At 68.1% G+C, this 16942-nt stretch carries 16 protein-coding genes and 1 pseudogene; 6 read left to right on the top strand and 11 right to left on the bottom strand.

Annotated features, from left to right (window positions below; genetic code table 11):
- The 5 genes and pseudogenes from ACREEF_RS07205 to ACREEF_RS07225 form a co-directional block, all read left to right on the top strand.
- Nucleotides 1–378: pseudogene (locus ACREEF_RS07205) on the top strand (baseplate multidomain protein megatron); the annotation flags it as partial.
- 81 nt (nucleotides 379–459) lie between these two features.
- Nucleotides 460–1380, top strand: coding sequence for a DnaJ C-terminal domain-containing protein (locus ACREEF_RS07210; RefSeq protein WP_431564916.1), 921 nt, complete (start codon nucleotides 460–462; stop codon nucleotides 1378–1380).
- Nucleotides 1381–1418: 38 nt separating this feature from the next.
- The gene (locus tag ACREEF_RS07215; protein WP_431564917.1) at nucleotides 1419–2579 is read left to right on the top strand and encodes a phosphoserine transaminase; all 1161 of its coding nucleotides are present in this window, start codon (nucleotides 1419–1421) and stop codon (nucleotides 2577–2579) included.
- A gap of 91 nt (nucleotides 2580–2670) precedes the next feature.
- Nucleotides 2671–3966 (top strand): adenylosuccinate synthase, encoded by a 1296-nt coding sequence (locus ACREEF_RS07220; RefSeq protein WP_431564918.1) that lies wholly within the window; start codon nucleotides 2671–2673, stop codon nucleotides 3964–3966.
- Between the two features lie 88 nt (nucleotides 3967–4054).
- A complete protein-coding gene (locus tag ACREEF_RS07225; protein ID WP_431564919.1) occupies nucleotides 4055–4861 on the top strand; it encodes a response regulator in 807 nt (268 codons plus the stop codon).
- Between the two features lie 150 nt (nucleotides 4862–5011).
- On the opposite strand, the gene rpoH is transcribed toward ACREEF_RS07225, so the two are convergent.
- The gene (rpoH, locus tag ACREEF_RS07230) at nucleotides 5012–5896 is read right to left on the bottom strand and encodes an RNA polymerase sigma factor RpoH (protein WP_431564958.1); all 885 of its coding nucleotides are present in this window, start codon (nucleotides 5894–5896) and stop codon (nucleotides 5012–5014) included.
- A gap of 228 nt (nucleotides 5897–6124) precedes the next feature.
- Nucleotides 6125–7126: an RluA family pseudouridine synthase gene (locus ACREEF_RS07235; protein ID WP_431564920.1), complete on the bottom strand. Its 1002-nt coding sequence runs from the start codon at nucleotides 7124–7126 to the stop codon at nucleotides 6125–6127.
- 79 nt (nucleotides 7127–7205) lie between these two features.
- On the opposite strand from ACREEF_RS07235, the gene ACREEF_RS07240 reads away from it, so the two are divergent.
- Nucleotides 7206–7844, top strand: coding sequence for a DUF2799 domain-containing protein (locus ACREEF_RS07240; RefSeq protein WP_431564921.1), 639 nt, complete (start codon nucleotides 7206–7208; stop codon nucleotides 7842–7844).
- Nucleotides 7845–7904: 60 nt separating this feature from the next.
- Here the strand turns inward: ACREEF_RS07240 and fba are convergent, their stop codons facing one another.
- The 9 genes from fba to ACREEF_RS07285 form a co-directional block, all read right to left on the bottom strand.
- Nucleotides 7905–8990, bottom strand: coding sequence for a class II fructose-bisphosphate aldolase (fba, locus tag ACREEF_RS07245; protein WP_431564922.1), 1086 nt, complete (start codon nucleotides 8988–8990; stop codon nucleotides 7905–7907).
- Nucleotides 8991–9153: 163 nt separating this feature from the next.
- Entirely contained in the window at nucleotides 9154–10347 is a 1194-nt protein-coding gene (locus ACREEF_RS07250; protein WP_431564923.1) for a phosphoglycerate kinase, read from the bottom strand.
- Nucleotides 10348–10450: 103 nt separating this feature from the next.
- Nucleotides 10451–10792 (bottom strand): endonuclease domain-containing protein, encoded by a 342-nt coding sequence (locus ACREEF_RS07255; protein WP_431564924.1) that lies wholly within the window; start codon nucleotides 10790–10792, stop codon nucleotides 10451–10453.
- 94 nt (nucleotides 10793–10886) lie between these two features.
- Nucleotides 10887–11894 carry a type I glyceraldehyde-3-phosphate dehydrogenase gene (gene gap, locus ACREEF_RS07260; RefSeq protein ID WP_431564925.1) on the bottom strand — a complete coding sequence of 336 codons (1008 nt, stop codon included), beginning with the start codon at nucleotides 11892–11894 and terminating at the stop codon, nucleotides 10887–10889.
- A gap of 114 nt (nucleotides 11895–12008) precedes the next feature.
- Nucleotides 12009–12266, bottom strand: a complete 258-nt coding sequence (locus ACREEF_RS07265) for a YbdD/YjiX family protein (protein WP_431564926.1) — start codon at nucleotides 12264–12266, stop codon at nucleotides 12009–12011.
- Entirely contained in the window at nucleotides 12259–14346 is a 2088-nt protein-coding gene (locus ACREEF_RS07270; RefSeq protein ID WP_431564927.1) for a carbon starvation CstA family protein, read from the bottom strand. The genes ACREEF_RS07265 and ACREEF_RS07270 overlap by 8 nt, the downstream gene beginning before the upstream one ends.
- Nucleotides 14347–14445: 99 nt before the next feature.
- Nucleotides 14446–15675, bottom strand: coding sequence for a formate-dependent phosphoribosylglycinamide formyltransferase (purT, locus tag ACREEF_RS07275; RefSeq protein ID WP_431564928.1), 1230 nt, complete (start codon nucleotides 15673–15675; stop codon nucleotides 14446–14448).
- Nucleotides 15676–15678: 3 nt separating this feature from the next.
- On the bottom strand, nucleotides 15679–16071 hold the full coding sequence (locus ACREEF_RS07280) for a VOC family protein (RefSeq protein ID WP_431564929.1): 393 nt from the start codon (nucleotides 16069–16071) through the stop codon (nucleotides 15679–15681).
- Entirely contained in the window at nucleotides 16068–16937 is an 870-nt protein-coding gene (locus ACREEF_RS07285; protein WP_431564930.1) for an alpha/beta hydrolase, read from the bottom strand. The genes ACREEF_RS07280 and ACREEF_RS07285 overlap by 4 nt, the downstream gene beginning before the upstream one ends.
- Nucleotides 16938–16942: the final 5 nt, after the last annotated feature.

Raw genomic sequence — 16942 nt, forward strand, 5'->3', positions numbered from 1 at the left:
GCGCCGGGCGGGAGCGGGTTTTCGGAGGTCGAGTTTGTCTGGGGCGGGCGAGCAGCGCGGCCCTGGCGACCGGCGCATCTGCGGGTGAGGGAGGAAGGCGGCGGGCGCCGGCTGGCGTGGACGCCGCGCGCGCGGGTGAACGGCGAGGGCTGGGACGCCGAGCCGGTCGAGGTCGATCCGCGTCGGTTTCGGGTGCGGGTGCTGGACGGCGCGGTCGAGAAGCGGGTCTGGGAGGTCGCGGGGCTGGAGACGGTCTATGCGGCGGCGCAGGTGGCGGCGGACTGGCCGGGCGGGGTCGGCGAAAGCGCGCGGGTCGCGGTGGCGCAGTGGGGCGACGGCTATGGCTGGGGGGCGGAGGCGGTCGCGCCTTTGCTCTAAACCACGTCTGCCCCTTCCAGCCGGGGGGCGCATGGCTTAACTGACGCTCTGGTCTTTTTCTGATGTCGGAGTGAAGCGAACGTGGCTGGCGATCCCTATAAGGAACTGGGCGTTGCCAGGGGCGCGAGCGCGGACGAGATCAAGAAGGCGTTCCGCAAGCTCGCCAAGGAGCTGCATCCGGACAAGAACCCGGGCGACAAGGCGGCCGAGGAACGGTTCAAGCGCATCACGGCGGCCTTCGATCTGCTGGGCGACGCCGAGAAGCGGGCCAAGTACGATCGGGGCGAGATCGACGCGGACGGGCGCGAGCAGTTCCGCGGCTTCGGCGGCGGCCATCCCGGCGGCGGCGGCGGCCGTCAGGGCGGATTCGGCGGCTTCGGCGGCTCGGGCGGACGCGGCGGCTTCGAGGACATCGATCTGGAGGAACTGTTCGGCGCCTTCGGCGGCGGGCGGGCCAAGAGCGGCTTCGGCGGCGGCTTCGGCGGCAAGGGGCAGGACGTGCGGGCGACGCTGGACGTCAGCCTGGAGGACGCCATCGCCGGGACGACGCGCCGCATCCAGTTCTCGGACGGGCGGATGCTGGATGTGACTATCCCTAAGGGCGCATCCGAGGGCCAGGTGATCCGGCTGAAGGGCCAGGGCGCGCCGGGGCGCGGCGGTCAGGCGGGCGACGCCCTGATCGAGCTGAAGATCGCGCCGCACCCGGTGTTCAAGCGCGACGGCGCGGACCTGACCATGGACCTGCCGGTGTCGGCGCCTGACGCCATTCTGGGCGGCAAGATCCAGGTGCCGACGCCCGAGGGCGCGGTGATGATGACCATCCCCAAGGGCTCGAACAGCGGCAAGACGCTGCGGCTCAAGGGGCGCGGCGCCTATGCCGGCGGCAAGCGCGGCGACCTGCTGGCCAAGCTGGTCGTGACCCTGCCCGAGACGCCGGACGACGAGCTGATCCGTTTCGCGACCGAGTGGCGCGACAAGCGCCCCTACAAGCCCGGACGCTGAGCCGACCCTTTCATCCTTCTCCCCGAGGAACGACGCCTATGATCGCCAAGCCTGACGCCAAACCTGCTCGCCCGTGGTTCTCCGCCGGTCCGACGGCCAAGCGTCCGGGGTGGTCGCTGGCGGGGCTGCCGACCAATCTTCTGGGGCGCGGCATCCGCACGCCGGCGGTGGTGGAGCGGTTCGCCTATGGCCTGAAGCTGACGCGCGAGATCCTGGCTCCGCCCGAGGACTATGTGCTGCTCTATACGCCGGGGTCGGACACGGGCGCGGTCGAGGCGGCGCTGTGGGGGATGCTGGGCGAGCGGCCGGTGCAGGTCGTGGCCTATGAGAATTTCGGCCAGGTGTGGGCGACCGACGTGCGCGATCATCTGAAGCTGGAACCGGAGGTGCTGACCGCGCCCTGGGGCGAACTGCCGGACATGACGCAGGTTGATCCGAACAAGGACGTGGTCTTTCCGTGGAACGGCACGACCTCGGGCGTGTGCGTGGATAACGCCGACTGGGTCGCCGACGACCGCGAGGGGCTGACCATCTGCGACGCGACCTCGGCGGCCTTTGCCATGGACCTGCCGTGGGACAAGCTGGATGTGACCACCTTCAGCTTCCAGAAGGCGCTGGGCGGCGAGGCGGGCATCGGGGTCATGGTGCTGTCGCCGCGCGCCGTGGCGCGGCTGGATAACTACAAGCCCGAACGGTCCATCCCCAAGGTGCTGCGCCTGACCGACAAGAAGGGCTTTGACTGGACGCTGGCGGACGGGGTGGTGATCAACACCTATTCGATCCTGACCATCGAGGATTGGATCGACGCCCTGGAGTGGGCCAAGGGCGCGGGCGGCTTGAACGAACTGATCCGCCGCACGGATCGAAATTATGCAGCGCTGGAGGAATGGGTGGAGCGGACCGACTGGGTCGCCTTCCTGCCTGACCGGCCCGAAATCCGCTCGACCACCTCGGTCTGCCTGAAGTTCACCGATCCGCGCATCGCGGCGATGGACGAGGCCGGGCAGAAGGCTTTCGTCAAGCGGTTCAAGGCCTTGCTGGAAGACGAGGGGGCCGTGTTCGACATGGAGCCGCACCGTTACGCCCCGCCGGGCCTGCGTCTGTGGTGCGGCTGCACCGTCGAGACCGCCGACGTGGTCGCGGCCACGCCGTGGCTGGAATGGGCGTTTGAAACGGCGGCGGCGGAGATGGCCGCATAATTCTGCGCCCCATTCTACGCCCTTGGGGGCGACTCCGGACGATTCAGGGACTATAGGCTCCCACCGCATTCTGGATTGCGGAGAAACGGTCTTGGCTAACGTCGCAGTGGTCGGCGCCCAATGGGGCGACGAGGGCAAGGGCAAGATTGTCGACTGGTTGTCGAACCGGGCCGACATGGTCGTCCGGTTCCAGGGCGGCCATAACGCCGGCCATACGCTGGTCGTCGACGGTAAGGTCTACAAGCTGGCGCTGCTGCCTTCGGGCGTGGTGCAGGGCAAGCCCTCGATCATCGGCAACGGCGTGGTCGTGGACCCCTGGCATCTGGTCGGCGAGATCGAGAAGATCGTCGCCCAGGGCGTGGCCATCAGCCCCGACATCCTGACCATCGCCGACAACGCCTGCCTGATCCTGCCGATCCATCCGGCCCTGGACGTGGCGCGCGAGGCCGCCGCCAGCGCGCCGGGCGCCAAGATCGGCACGACCGGCCGCGGCATCGGCCCGGCCTATGAGGACAAGGTGGGCCGTCGCGCCATCCGCGTCTGCGACCTGGCCAACGTCGAGGACCTGAAGGTCAAGATCGACCGCCTGCGCTCGCACCATGATCCGCTGCGCGCGGGTCTGGGGCTGGAGCCGATCGACCCGGAGGCGCTGCTGGCGCAACTGCTGGAGATCGCGCCGAAGATCCTGCCCTACGTCAAGCCGGCCTGGCGGGTGCTGGATCAAGCAAAGAAGGCGGGCAAGCGCGTGCTGTTCGAGGGGGCGCAGGGCGCCTTCCTGGACGTGGATCACGGCACCTATCCCTATGTGACGTCGTCCAACACCGTGGCCGGTCAGGCGGCGGCGGGGTCGGGCATCGGGCCGCGCGGCGTCGGCTATGTGCTGGGCATCGTCAAGGCCTATACGACCCGCGTCGGCGAAGGCCCGTTCGCCTGTGAGCTCAACGACGAGGTCGGGCATCATCTGGCGACCGTGGGCCGCGAAGTCGGCGTGAACACGGGCCGGGCGCGTCGCTGCGGCTGGTTCGACGCGGTGCTGGTGCGCCAGTCGGTGGCCATCAACGGCATCGACGGCATCGCTCTGACCAAGCTGGACGTGCTGGACGGCCTGAAGACGCTGAAGATCTGCGTCGGCTATCGCATCAACGGCGAGGTGCTGGATTACCTGCCGTCCAGCCTGAAGGATCAGGCCTCGGCCGAGCCGGTGTTCGAGGAGCTGGAAGGCTGGACCGAGAGCACGGGCGGGGTGCGCAGCTTCAAGGACCTCAACGCCCATGCGCTGAAATACGTGCGGCGGATCGAGGAGCTGATCGGCGCGCCGGTGGCCCTGCTGTCGACCAGCCCGGAGCGGGACGACACCATTCTGATGAGAGATCCGTTCCAGGGGTAAGGCCCGGGGCAGGGGGCTGCGTCCCGAAAAGGGAAACGGCCCCTTAACCCCCTGAGTTTACCTTTCTGGCTCCAGATGGAGCCGAGCCTTGTTCGCTTTAGACGCCAAGACGATGCAGAAGATCGCCCCGGTCGTGCGCCGGGTGGTCATCGTCGATCCCAATCCGGCGGCCGCGCGCCTGTTGTCCGACCTGTTGAAGGGGTTCGGTTCGCGTGATGTTGCGGTCGAGGGCGACGAGGCGCGGGTGATCGATCTGGCTCGCGAGATGGAGCCGGGGCTGATCCTGACGGAACGCACCGGGCCGCGTCTGGATGGCGAGGCTCTGGCGCGGCGCATCCGGCGCTCCAGCCTGGCGTGTCGTCGCGTGCCGCTGATCATGGTGACGGCCGAGGCCACCGCCAGCACCATCAAGGGCGCGCGGGATTCCGGCGTGCATGAGTTTCTGAGGAAGCCCTTCACCAGCGGCGACCTGTTCCGCCGGGTTGAGAACCTGGCCACCAAGCCGCGCGACTGGGTCGAGGCGGTGGGCTACATCGGGCCGGATCGTCGACGCTTCAACTCCGACGACTATGCAGGGCCGGGCAAGCGCAAGGCCGACAAGCCGGCGTCGGCGGCCGAGGCGGTCGTGGCGGTCAAGGATCAGGCCATGCGCATCCTGGCCTCGGCCCTGGCCCAGTTCGACAGCGATCCGATGCAGGCGGTGCGCGCCATCAAGCAGCAGGCCGAGACGCTGAAGGCCCTGGCCATCAAGACCGGCGACGCGCAACTGGCCATCGCCGGGGCGGGTCTGGAGACCTGTCTGGCGGCGGGGGCGCCGACCAAGGCCGTGCTGACGGCGCCGATCAACGCCGTGCTGGCCCTGGCCGACCCCGAGACCCTGACCCGGGCGGGGTAGGCCGGCGTATAAAATCTCATGCGCGGGGGCGCGGCGGCCTTGATCGGATGGGAGGTGCTGACACCCCTCATCCGTCAGGCTTCGCCTGCCACCTTCTCCCTCAAGGGGAGAAGGGGAGGCTCGCGCTAAGGCCTTCGGCTGCTTGAGCGCTCAGGCGTCGACCAGATTGCGTTCTTCGGCGGCGGCGCGCATCGCCTTCTGCAGTTTCTCGAAGGCGCGAACCTCGATCTGGCGCACGCGCTCGCGCGACACGCCGTACTGGCCGGCGAGTTCTTCCAGCGTGACGGGGTCGTCCTTGAGCCGGCGCTCCGTGAGGATGTGCTTCTCGCGGTCGGTCAGCTCTTCCATCGCTTCCTGAAGCAGGCTCATGCGGATGGTTTTTTCCTCGGAGTCGGCCAGAGCCGTTTCCTGAGACACCGCATTGTCGTCGGCCAGCCAATCCTGCCACTCGCTTTCGCCGTCGGCGCGCAGGGGCGCGTTCAGCGAGGCGTCGCCGCTGAGGCGACGGTTCATGTTGGTGACCTCTTCTTCGGTCACGCCCAGCTTGGTGGCGATGGCGGAGAGGTGCTCAGGATGCAGGTCGCCTTCCTCGAAGGCCGAGATCTGGCTCTTGGCCTTGCGCAGGTTGAAGAAGAGCTTCTTCTGCGCGGCGGTGGTGCCCATCTTCACGAGCGACCAGCTGCGCAGGATGTACTCCTGGATCGAGGCGCGGATCCACCACATGGCGTAGGTGGCCAGGCGGAAGCCCTTGTCCGGGTCGAATTTCTTGACGGCCTGCATCAGGCCGACGTTGCCCTCGGAGATCACTTCGCCGATCGGCAGGCCGTAGCCGCGATAACCCATGGCGATCTTGGCCACGAGGCGAAGGTGCGAGGTGACGAGGCGGTGGGCCGCTTCGGGGTCCTGATGCTCAGACCAACGCTTGGCGAGCATGAACTCCTCGTCCTTGGTGAGCATCGGAAACTTGCGGATTTCCGTGAGATAGCGCGACAGTCCCTGTTCAGGCGACATCACCGCGAGCGTCGAGTTAGCCATTAGACGTGGTCCCTCCGACCAATAAGCAAGAGCAGGCTCCGCAGCGGCGACCACCTAATGTGCATCGCCGCCTCACCCCTCAACCGATCCAGATGGGTATGGGTTGCCGCCTTGTGTAGGGGCGGATCGTCACACGAAGGCATGACTGTGGCTCCCAAGCCACCCGTTTCGGGTGGAGGATTATTAACACAGTGTGAGTTGCTGATCAAATCGGATGGGGAAGCGGCCCTAGAGTTCGGCCAGCAGGGCTTCCAGACGTTGCATATCCTCCGGCGGGGCGGTCTCGAATCGGAGGGCCTGGCCGGTGACCGGGTGGACGAAGCCGAGAACGGCGGCGTGCAGGGCCTGACGGGTCAGGCCGGCCTCGGCGACGGCGGCGCGGACCGGGGCGGCGGGGCTGCCCGAGCCATAGACGGGGTCGCCGAGCAGGGGCGAACCCTTGGACGCCATGTGGACGCGGATCTGGTGGGTGCGGCCGGTGTGCAGGGTGCAGGCCACGCGGGCGGCCATGGGGGCGCCGGAGGCCTTGGCGGGCTGGCCGAAGGTGCGCTGGACCACATAGTCGGTGATAGCCTCGCGGCCGCCGCCCTTGAGCACGGCCATCTTCTTGCGGTCATGCGGCGAGCGGCCGATCAGGGTCTGGATGCGGCCCTTTTCCGGCGTGGGCGCGCCGCGGGTCAGGGCCACGTAGGTGCGCTCGATGTCGTGGGTCGCGAACAGGGCGGACAGGCCCTGGTGGGCCCGGTCCGACTTGGCGGCGACCATGACGCCGGAGGTGTCCTTGTCCAGGCGGTGGACGATGCCGGGGCGGGCCACGCCGCCGATGCCCGACAGAGTGTCGCCGCAGTGGGCCAGGAGGGCGTTGACCAGGGTGCCGGTCTCGCAGCCTGGGGCCGGGTGGGCGGCCATGCCTGGGGCCTTGTCGATGACGATCAGGTCGGCGTCCTCGAACAGGACGGTCAGGGGAATGGCCTCGGGCAGGGGCGTGGCCGGGGCGACGGGCGGCAGGATGACGGCGTAGAGGCCCGCCTGCGCCTTGGCCGAGCCGCTGGAGATCGGCTGGCCGTCGCGGGTGACGGCGCCCTCGGCCAGCAGGGCCTGCAGCCGGGCGCGCGACAGAGACGGGAAGGCCGCGGCCAGGGCCTTGTCCAGACGGACGCCGGGCGCGTCGATGCGCGCCTCGAGCATTTCCGCGTCGTCGTCTTCCGTCAGCAAAGGTTCATCGGCCATAGGGCGAAATAGCATGGCTTGCGGGACGAGGCTTCATCGGTCCTTGGTCGCAGCGTGAAACGCCTTGGGAGAGACCCGGATGAAGGTTCTGATCGCCGCCGCCGTCGCCGTCACGGGCTTTGTCCTGCTGTCCGGTTGCGCCACCATGAGCGAGGACCAGTGCCTGGTCGGCGACTGGGGCGGCCAGGGCTGGCGCGACGGGGCCGCCGGGCATCAGGTCAGCCGTCTGGACGACCACGCCAAGGCCTGCGCCAAATACGGCGTGGCGCCGAACATGAGCGCCTATCTGGCGTCGCGTGAGGACGGCTTGCGGACCTACTGCACCTGGGAAAGCGGGTTCCGGCAGGGGCGGCAGGGCAACAGCTACGGCGGCGTCTGCTCGCCGGCCGAGGAGCGCGACTTCCTGCCGGCCTATGAGGATGGGCGCCGGATTCATGCGGTGGAGCAGGCCGTGGCGTCGGCCGAGAGCGCGCTGAACTCGGCCATCAGCCGCATCGACGACCGCGAGGATAAGCTGGAGGCCAAGCAGCGCGAACTGCGCCAGGAAGGGCTGACGGATGAGGAGCGCCAGCGCATCCGCGACCGTATCCGCGAGGTGCGCGGCGAGATTCAGGACGCGCGCCGTGACGCCCGCCGGGCCGAGGAGGAGCTGCGCTACGCTGAAATCGAGGCGCGGGCGGTGGTCAGCGCGATCGGCGGACGATACGGGGTGTGGTGAAAGCGAAAACGCCCGCCTTCTGGTGAAGGCGGGCGTTTCGATTGGATCTGTGGACCTGGATCAGGCGGCCTTGGTGGCCGAGGCGCCGAAGTGCGGGTCCAGTTCGCCGGCGGCGTAGCGCTTGGCCATCTGGGCGGTGGACAGGGGGCGGATCTTCGAGGCCTGACCCTCGCAGCCGAACTGCTGGTAGCGCTCAATGCACAGCTTGCGCATGGCTTCCTTGGCGGGCTTGAGCCAGGCGCGCGGGTCGAACTCGCCCGGCTTTTCCATCAGCAGTTTGCGCACGGCGCCGGTCATGGCCATGCGGTTGTCGGTGTCGATGTTGATCTTGCGCACGCCGTGCTTGATGCCGCGCTGGATTTCCTCGACCGGCACGCCCCAGGTCTGGGGCATCTGACCGCCGTAGGCGTTGATGATGTCCTGCAGGTCCTGCGGCACCGAGGACGAGCCATGCATGACCAGGTGGGTGTCGGGCAGGCGGCGGTGGATTTCCTCGATCACGTTCATGGCCAGGACCTCGCCGTCCGGCTTGCGGCTGAACTTGTAGGCTCCGTGGCTGGTGCCCATGGCGATGGCCAGAGCGTCGACCTTGGTGGCGCGGACGAAGTCGACGGCCTGATCCGGGTCGGTCAGCAGGGCCGAGTGGTCCAGCTTGCCCTCGAAGCCGTGGCCGTCTTCGGCCTCGCCCATGCCGGTTTCCAGCGAACCGAGCACGCCCAGTTCACCCTCGACCGAGACGCCGCAGGCGTGGGCCATTTCGGTGACGCGACGGGTGACGTCGACGTTGTATTCGTAGGAGGCCGGGGTCTTGGCGTCCTCTTCCAGCGAGCCGTCCATCATCACCGAGGTGAAGCCGTACTGGATGGCGGTGGCGCAGGTCGCCGGGCCGTTGCCGTGGTCCTGGTGCATACAGACCGGGATGTGCGGATACAGTTCGGCCAGGGCGTCGATCAACTTGGCCAGGACGATGTCGTTGGCGTAGCTGCGGGCGCCGCGCGAGGCCTGGATGATGACCGGGGCGTTGACGGCGTCGGCCGCCTCCATGATCGCCAGGCCCTGCTCCATGTTGTTGATATTATAGGCGGGCAGGCCGTAGTCGTTCTCCGCCGCGTGGTCGAGCAATTGTCGCAGCGTGATGCGCGCCATGGGTAGTCTCCTGAGCCGATATTATTTTGCTGTGGCTTTAGCCCGGAGACGGACGGAAGTCACGTCGGGTTACAGGACCAATCCGGCGTTCGGCCAAGCGTGTGACAAAGAAAACGCCGCCTCTGCAAGGAGGCGGCGTTGAAAAGCCCGACAAGAGGTCCGGTCAGGCGCGCAGGGCCTCGACGCCCGGAAGCACCTTGCCCTCCATCCATTCCAGGAAGGCGCCGCCGGCGGTGGAGACGAAGGTCATGTCGTCGGCCGTGCCGGCGTGGTTCAGGGCCGCGACCGTGTCGCCGCCGCCGGCCACGGCGATCAGCTTGCCGGCATGGGCCAGCTCGGCGGCGTGTTTGGCCGCGGCGACGGTGGCCTTGTCGAAGGGCGGGACCTCGAACACGCCCAGCGGGCCGTTCCAGATCAGGGTCTTCGACAGGTCCATGGCGCGGGCCAGACGGGCGACGGTTTCAGGACCGGCGTCCAGGATCAGGTCGTCGGCGGCGATGCGGTCCAGGGCGCGGACGCCCGACTCGATGCCGGGCTTCACGCCCTTGGCCACGACCACGTCGACCGGCAGCAGCAGTTCGCAGCCCTTCTGACGGGCTTCCTCGATGATCTCGAGCGCGGTGTCGGCCAGGTCTTTCTCGCACAGCGAACCGCCGACATCGACGCCCTGGGCGTGCAGGAAGGTGTTGGCCATGCCGCCGCCGATGGCCAGATAGTCCAGCTTGGCGACCAGGTTCTTCAGCAGGTCGAGCTTGGTCGAGACCTTGGCGCCGCCGACGATGCCGATGACCGGCTTCTGCGGGGCTCCCAGCGCAGCGTCCAGCGCCTGAAGCTCGCGCTTCATGGCTTCACCGGCGTAGGCGGGCAGCAGGCGGGCCAGACCCTCGGTCGAGGCGTGGGCGCGGTGAGCGGCCGAGAAGGCGTCGTTCACGTAGAGGTCGCCCAGTTCGGCCAGTTGGGCGGCGAAGGCCGGGTCGTTCTTTTCCTCGCCCTTGTGGAAGCGGACGTTCTCGAGCAGCAGCACGCCGCCCGCGTCCAGATCAGCCACGGCGGCCTTGGCTTCATCGCCCACGCAGTCGTCGGCGAAACGGACGGGGCCGTGCAGCAGCAGCTCCAGCGGCTCGACCACGGGGCGCAGGCTCATGGAGGCCACGCGCTCGCCCTTGGGCCGGTCGAAGTGGGCCAGCAGGACGACCTTGGCGCCGGCTTCGCGCAGGCGGTGGATGGTCGGCAGGGCGGCCTTCAGACGGGTGTCGTCGCTGACCTTGCCGCCCTCCATCGGCACGTTGAAGTCCACGCGGACCAGAGCGGTCTGGCCGGACAGGCCAGCGGCGTCGTCGAGGGTGCGGAAGGTCATGGGAGCAGTTCCAGGTCTTCCTTCTCCCTGTGGGAGAAGGTGGCCCGCAGGGCCGGATGAGGGTCGAACGTATCAGTCGGCGTAAGCCGTGGTCAGGGCGTGATCAAGCCGCGTGCGCGCGAATGGCGGCGGCGATGAGCTCGGGCTCGCTCAACACCTGGGTGTTGGTGAAGCGCAGGACGGTCCATCCCAGGGCTTCGAGCTCGGTCTGTCGTAGGTGGTCGCGGGTCACGACCTCGCCTTGATCGTGAATGCCGCCGTCGATCTCGATCACCAACCGCAGGTGGTCGCAGGCGAAATCCGCGACATATCGGCTGATCGGATGCTGGCGGCGGAACTTGTGTCCGTCGATCCGCCCGCTCCGCAGCAAGGCCCAAACGCGCTGCTCGGCGAGGCCGGACTTTTGTCGAAGCGTGCGGGCGAAGACGGTGCGTTCCACAGTCATGGCCGCCGACCCTCACCCTTTCGCGCAACCAATCGCCTTCGGCTCTTGGGCGCTCAAGCCCTCTCCCAGCGGGAGAGGGCCTCAGCATTTCGCCTTAAAGGAACTTCGCCATCGCCAGGGCGGTGTCGCTCATGCGGGTCGCGAAGCCCCATTCGTTGTCGTACCAGCTGAGGACGCGCACCAGGGTGCCGTCGATGACCTGGGTCTGGGGCAGGGCGACGGTCGAGGAGGCGGCGACGTGGTTCAGGTCGGACGAGACCAGGGCGTCGTTGGTCGTGACCAGGACGTCCTTCATGGCGCCCTCGGCGGCGGCCTGCAGGGCGGCGTTGACCTCTTCCTTGGTGGTGGCGCGGCCGGCGACGATCTTCAGGTCCACGGCCGAGACGTTCGGGGTCGGGACGCGGATCGACGAGCCGTCCAGCTTGCCCTTCAGTTCCGGCAGGACCAGGCCGACGGCCTTGGCGGCGCCGGTCGAGGTCGGGATCATCGACAGGGCGGCGGCGCGGGCGCGATACAGGTCCTTGTGCATCGTATCCAGCGTCGGCTGGTCGCCGGTGTAGGCGTGGATGGTGGTCATGTAGCCGCGCTCGATGCCGACCAGGTCATGCAGGACCTTGGCCATCGGGGCCAGGCAGTTGGTGGTGCAGGAGGCGTTCGACACCACGATGTCGTCGGCGGTCAGGATGTCGTGGTTGACGCCGAAGACGATGGTCTTCTCGACGCCGTCGGCCGGGGCCGAGATCAGGACGCGCTTGGCGCCGGCGGTCAGGTGGGCCGAGGCCTTTTCCTTCGAGGTGAAGATGCCCGTGCATTCCAGGGCGATGTCCACCTTCAGTTCGGCGTGCGGCAGGTTGGCCGGGTCGCGTTCGGCCGTGACCTTGATCTTGCCCGTGCCGACGTCGATCCAGTCCTCGCCGGTCGTGACCGTGCCGGGGAAGCGGCCGTGCACCGAGTCGTAGCGGAACAGGTGGGCGTTGGTCTCGACCGGACCCAGGTCGTTGATCGCCACGACCTCGATGTCCTTGCGGCCATGCTCGACGATCGAGCGAAGCACGAGGCGGCCGATGCGGCCGAAGCCGTTGATGGCGACGCGAACGGTCATGGGGAGGTCTCCTGAGCAAGGACGGTTTTTAGTTGGATGCCTTCTCGGACTATCGGCGTCACGATTCAACCCCGTGCCCGTAACAAGGTGTGATCGGGTGTAACTGTTTCGCCGTCAGCAGCAGCGGAAGGCGCCGCCGGCGCCGAAGCGTCGCTGCTCGTGCAGGCGGAAGAAGGCGGTGCGGTCCAGCGGCGGCTGCTCTGGATGGGTCGCCTCGGCGTGGGCGACATAGACCTCATAGTCGGGCTGGCCGACCATGAGGCTGGCGGTGCGGCGGGCGTCCTTGCCCCACCGCACCAAGGTGTCGCGGCAGACGCAGAGCAGGTCTGCGCCGCCGGTCGGCTCGCCTGCCTGGGAGGAGGGCCTAGGCACGGGCCGCGTCCATGGCTTCGTCTTCCAGCGTCAGCTTGTGGGCGGCGGGTTGCTCGACCACGGTGGGCTGGCTGTTCCGACGGGCCTTGAGGCAGGCGCGCACGCCGTAAACCACCATGGTCAGGACCACGAACAGGAAGCCCGCCGTCAGGGCCGAGTTGACGTAGTCGTTGATGATGATGCGGTGCATGTCGCCCGCCGTCTTGGCCGGGGCCAGGATGTCGCCGGCGGTCAGGGCGTCCTGATACTTACGCGCATGGGCCAGGAAGCCGATCTTGACGTCGGGATGCAGCAGTTTCTGGAAGCCCGCCGTCAGGGTGCAGATCAGCAGCCAGACCGCCGGAACCGCCGTGGCCCAGGCGAAGCGCTCGCGCTTCATCTTGAACAGGACCACGGTGCCCAGGATCAGCGCGACGGCGGCCAGCATCTGGTTGGCGATGCCGAACAGCGGCCACAGGCTGTTGATGCCGCCCAGGGGATCGACCACGCCGGTGTAGAGGAAATAGCCCCACAGGCCGACCGTCAGGGCGGTGGCCACGACGTTGGCGGTCCAGGACTTGGTTTCGCGCATCTTGGGCACGGCGACGCCCAGCAGGTCCTGGATCATGAAGCGGCAGACGCGGGTGCCGGCGTCGACCGTGGTCAGGATGAACAGGGCCTCGAACAGGATGGCGAAGTGGTACCAGAAGGCCATCATGGCCTTGCCGCCGATGACGCCCGAAAGGATGTGGGCCATGCCGACGGCCAGGGTCGGGGCGCCGCCCGCGCGCGACAGGATGGAGTGCTCGCCCACGTCGCGGGCCAGTTGCTCCAGTTCGCCGGGGGTGATGTGGAAGCCCCACTGGGCCACGGCGGCGGCGGCCGAGGCCGCGTTGTCGCCGATCACGGCGACCGGGCTGTTCATGGCGAAGTAGACGGCCGGGTCCAGCACCGTGGCGGCGATCAGAGCCATGATGGCCACGAAGCTTTCGCACAGCATGGCGCCATAGCCGATCAACGGGATCTGGTTCTCGTTCTCCAGCAGCTTGGGCGTGGTGCCCGACGAGATCAGGGCGTGGAAGCCGGAGACGGCGCCGCAGGCGATGGTGATGAACAGGAAGGGGAAGAGGGCGCCGGAGAAGACCGGGCCGCTGCCGTCGATGAAGGGGGTGATGGCGGGCATCTGGATGTGCGGGCGCACGATCAGGATGCCGACAGCCAGGGCGACGATGGCGCCGATCTTCAGGAAGGTGGACAGGTAGTCGCGCGGCGCCAGCAGCAGCCAGACCGGAATGACCGAGGCGACGAAGCCATAGGCCATCATGGCCATGGCCAGGGTCGTGCCCGACAGGGTGAAGGCCGGGCCCCAGAACGGGTCAGCCGCGATATGACCGCCGCCGATGATGGCGAGGATCAGCAACACCACGCCGATGACCGAGACCTCGCCCACGCGGCCGGGCCGCAGGTAACGGGTATAGAGGCCCATGAAGACGGCGATGGGGATGGTGGCGGCCACGGTGAAGGTGCCCCACGGGCTCTCGGCCAGGGCCTTGACCACGACCAGCGCCAGCACCGCCAGAATGATGACCATGATCATCAGCACGCCGACCTGGGCGATGATGCCGGGGATGGGACCCATTTCGGTGCGGACCATGTCGCCCAGCGAGCGGCCGTCGCGGCGGGTGGACATGAACAGGACCATCATGTCCTGCACCGCGCCCGCCAGAACCGCGCCGACAAGGATCCACAGCACGCCGGGCAGATAGCCCATCTGCGCCGCCAGCACCGGCCCGACCAGCGGCCCTGCGCCCGCGATGGCCGCGAAATGGTGGCCGAACAGGACGTTGCGGGGCGTGGGTACATAGTCCAGCCCGTCGTTATGGCGCACGGCGGGCGTGGGCCGCTTGGCGTTCAGCCCCATGACCTTTCCGGCCAGGTAGCGGGCGTAGAAGCGGTAGGCGATGGCGTAGACGCACAGCGCCGCCACCACGATCCAGACGGCGCTGATGCTCTCGCCCTGGTGCAGGGCGATGACGGCGAGGGCTATGGCCCCCAGTATGGCGATGGCGCCAAAAATTAGCGCGGTCTTGAGCTTGCCCATGGCGAAACGGTCCTCCGGGCCGACTACGTGCGACCTTTCGGCATTTCTGAACCCTTTAGGGCCTTGGCGCCAACCGACTAAAGTCGAAGGTCAGCGCCTTTATTTTACAATGAGGGCAAGCTTTGCCGCGAATTTTCGGGGTTTGACGACCCGCACCTTGCCCGCCGCCTCGGTGGCGCGCTGGCGGGCCTGATCGGTGTCGGCGCCGCGGGCCAGGGCCACGCCCATGCGGCGGCGCTCGAAGGCCTCGGGCTTGCCGAACAGGCGCAGGTCGGCGGTCGGCACCGACAGGGCCTCGGCCACGCCTTCATAGACCACGCCCTCGGCCTCCATACCGCCGTAGATGACGGCGCTGGCGCCGGGCTCGCGCAAGGATACGTCCACCGGCAGGCCGAGAATGGCGCGGGCGTGCAGGGCGAACTCGCTCATGGTCTGGGTCGCCAGCGTCACCAGCCCGGTGTCGTGCGGGCGCGGCGAGACCTCCGAGAACCAGACCTTGTCGCCCGTCACGAACAGTTCGACGCCGAAGACGCCGAGACCGCCCAGCGCCTCCGTGACCTTGCCGGCAATGTCCTGCGCCGCCGCGAGCGCGGCCTCGCTCATGATCTGCGGTTGCCAGCTTTCGACATAGTCGCCCTTCTGCTGGCGATGGCCGATGGGCGCGCAAAAATCAGTGCGGACGGCGCCGTCGCGCAGCGACCGCACGGTCAGCAGGGTGATCTCATAGTCGAAGTCGATCCGGCCCTCGACGATGACCCGGCCCCCCGCGACCCGGCCCGCGCCTTGCGCATAGGCCCAGGCCTCGGCGACGGCGTCGGCGCTTTCGACATAGGACTGACCCTTGCCCGAGGAGGACATCACCGGCTTGACAAAGCAGGGGAAGCCGACGGCTTCGGCGCCCGCAGCCAGTTCCTCGGCCGAACCGGCGAAGGCGTAGGGGCTGGTCGGCAGGCCCAGCTCCTCGGCGGCCAGACGGCGGATGCCCTCGCGGTTCATGGTCAGCTGGGTGGCGCGGGCGGTCGGGATGATGCGGGCCAGACCGGCCGCCTCGATGGCCGCTAGGGCGTCGGTGGCGATGGCCTCGATCTCCGGCACGATGATGTGCGGGGCCTCGGCCATGATGATGCCGTTCAGCACCTGAGGATCGGTCATGGGGATGACGTGGCTGCGGTGGGCCACCTGCATGGCCGGGGCGTTGGGGTAGCGATCGACCGCGATCACCTCGGCGCCCAGACGCTGCAGCTCGATGGCCACCTCCTTGCCCAGCTCGCCCGAGCCGAGCAGCATGACGCGCGTGGCGTGGTCGGTAAGCGGCGTGCCGATCTTCATGGCTCAGGCTCCGGTAGCGGGTTCGATCAGGTCCCAGGCGTTGCCGTAGAGGTCTTCGAAGACCACCACCTTGCCATAGGCTTCGTGACGGGGTGTTTCGCGAAAGACGACGCCGGCGGCCAGCCAGGCGGCGTGGTCGCGCATCAGGTCGTCGGTGTAGAGGAAGAGCCAGACGCGGCCGCCGGCCTGATCGCCGATCTGCGCGACCTGCTTGGGTGTTGCAGCGCGGGCTAACAGAAGCGAGGTCTGGCCGCCTTTGGGCGTGACGCGGACCCAGCGTTTTGCGCCGCCCATGTCGGTGTCTTCGCTGAGGTCGAAGCCCAGCTTGCCGACGAAGAAGGCGATGGCCTCGTCATAGTCGCGGACCAGCAGGCTGACGGCGCCGAGGTGGCTCATGGGGCGGTCTCTGCGTTGGGAACCGCATAGAGGCGGCGGAAGGCGTCCAGCGCGGCGCCGTGATAGATGCTGGCGTGGCTCTCGCTCGGGCGCGGGGTGAAGTCCCATGTGACGCCGGGCAGGGCGTGATCGCGCAGATTGGCGATCAGGACATCCATCGGCGCCTGCATCTCCTCGCCTTCGTCGCCGAGCGTCAGGATCAGGGTGCGCGGGTCATTGGAGTGATCGCGCAGATGGGCCCCCGACTGCCGCGCCAGCCGTCCGCCGTCCCACCACAGGCTGGGGCTGACGGCGACATAGGCGTCGAACATCTGCGGCTCTTTCAGGAAGGTCTCGACCACGAAGAGTCCGGCGAGCGATTCGCCCATCAGCGCCGTCTCGCCATTGGTGCGGAAGCGGCCTTCGATGAAGGGCATGACCTCGTCGGAGACGAAGCGGCGGAAGCGGTCGGACTGGCCCTGCGTCGGATAGCGGGCGATCAGTTCGGCGTTGTCGGTCGGCAGGGCCAGCTCGTTGCGGCGGTCGACCGAGGCGATGCCCACGACGATGACGTCGCGCGTCGTGCCGACGATGGTGCCCAGCTGGGCGACGCCCGAGATGTGGTGGAAGTCCTGATCCTGTCCGCCGTCCAGCAGGTAAAGGACCGGATAGGTCTGACTGCTGCGCTCATAGCCGGGCGGCAGCCAGACATTGATCTCGCGCGACTGGCCCATGACGGCGGAGGGCAGGGCGTAGGAGCGGCCGATGACGACGGGCGTCTCGACCGCCACGGGGACGGTGGTCTGTGCCGGGGCGGTCTCGGCGAGGGCAGGGGCACCGCCCGCCATCGACAAGCCGAAGCTCAAGACGAGGGCAAGGCGGCGCATGAGGC

Source organism: Brevundimonas sp. (genome assembly GCF_050729455.1).
Lineage (GTDB): Bacteria > Pseudomonadota > Alphaproteobacteria > Caulobacterales > Caulobacteraceae > Brevundimonas.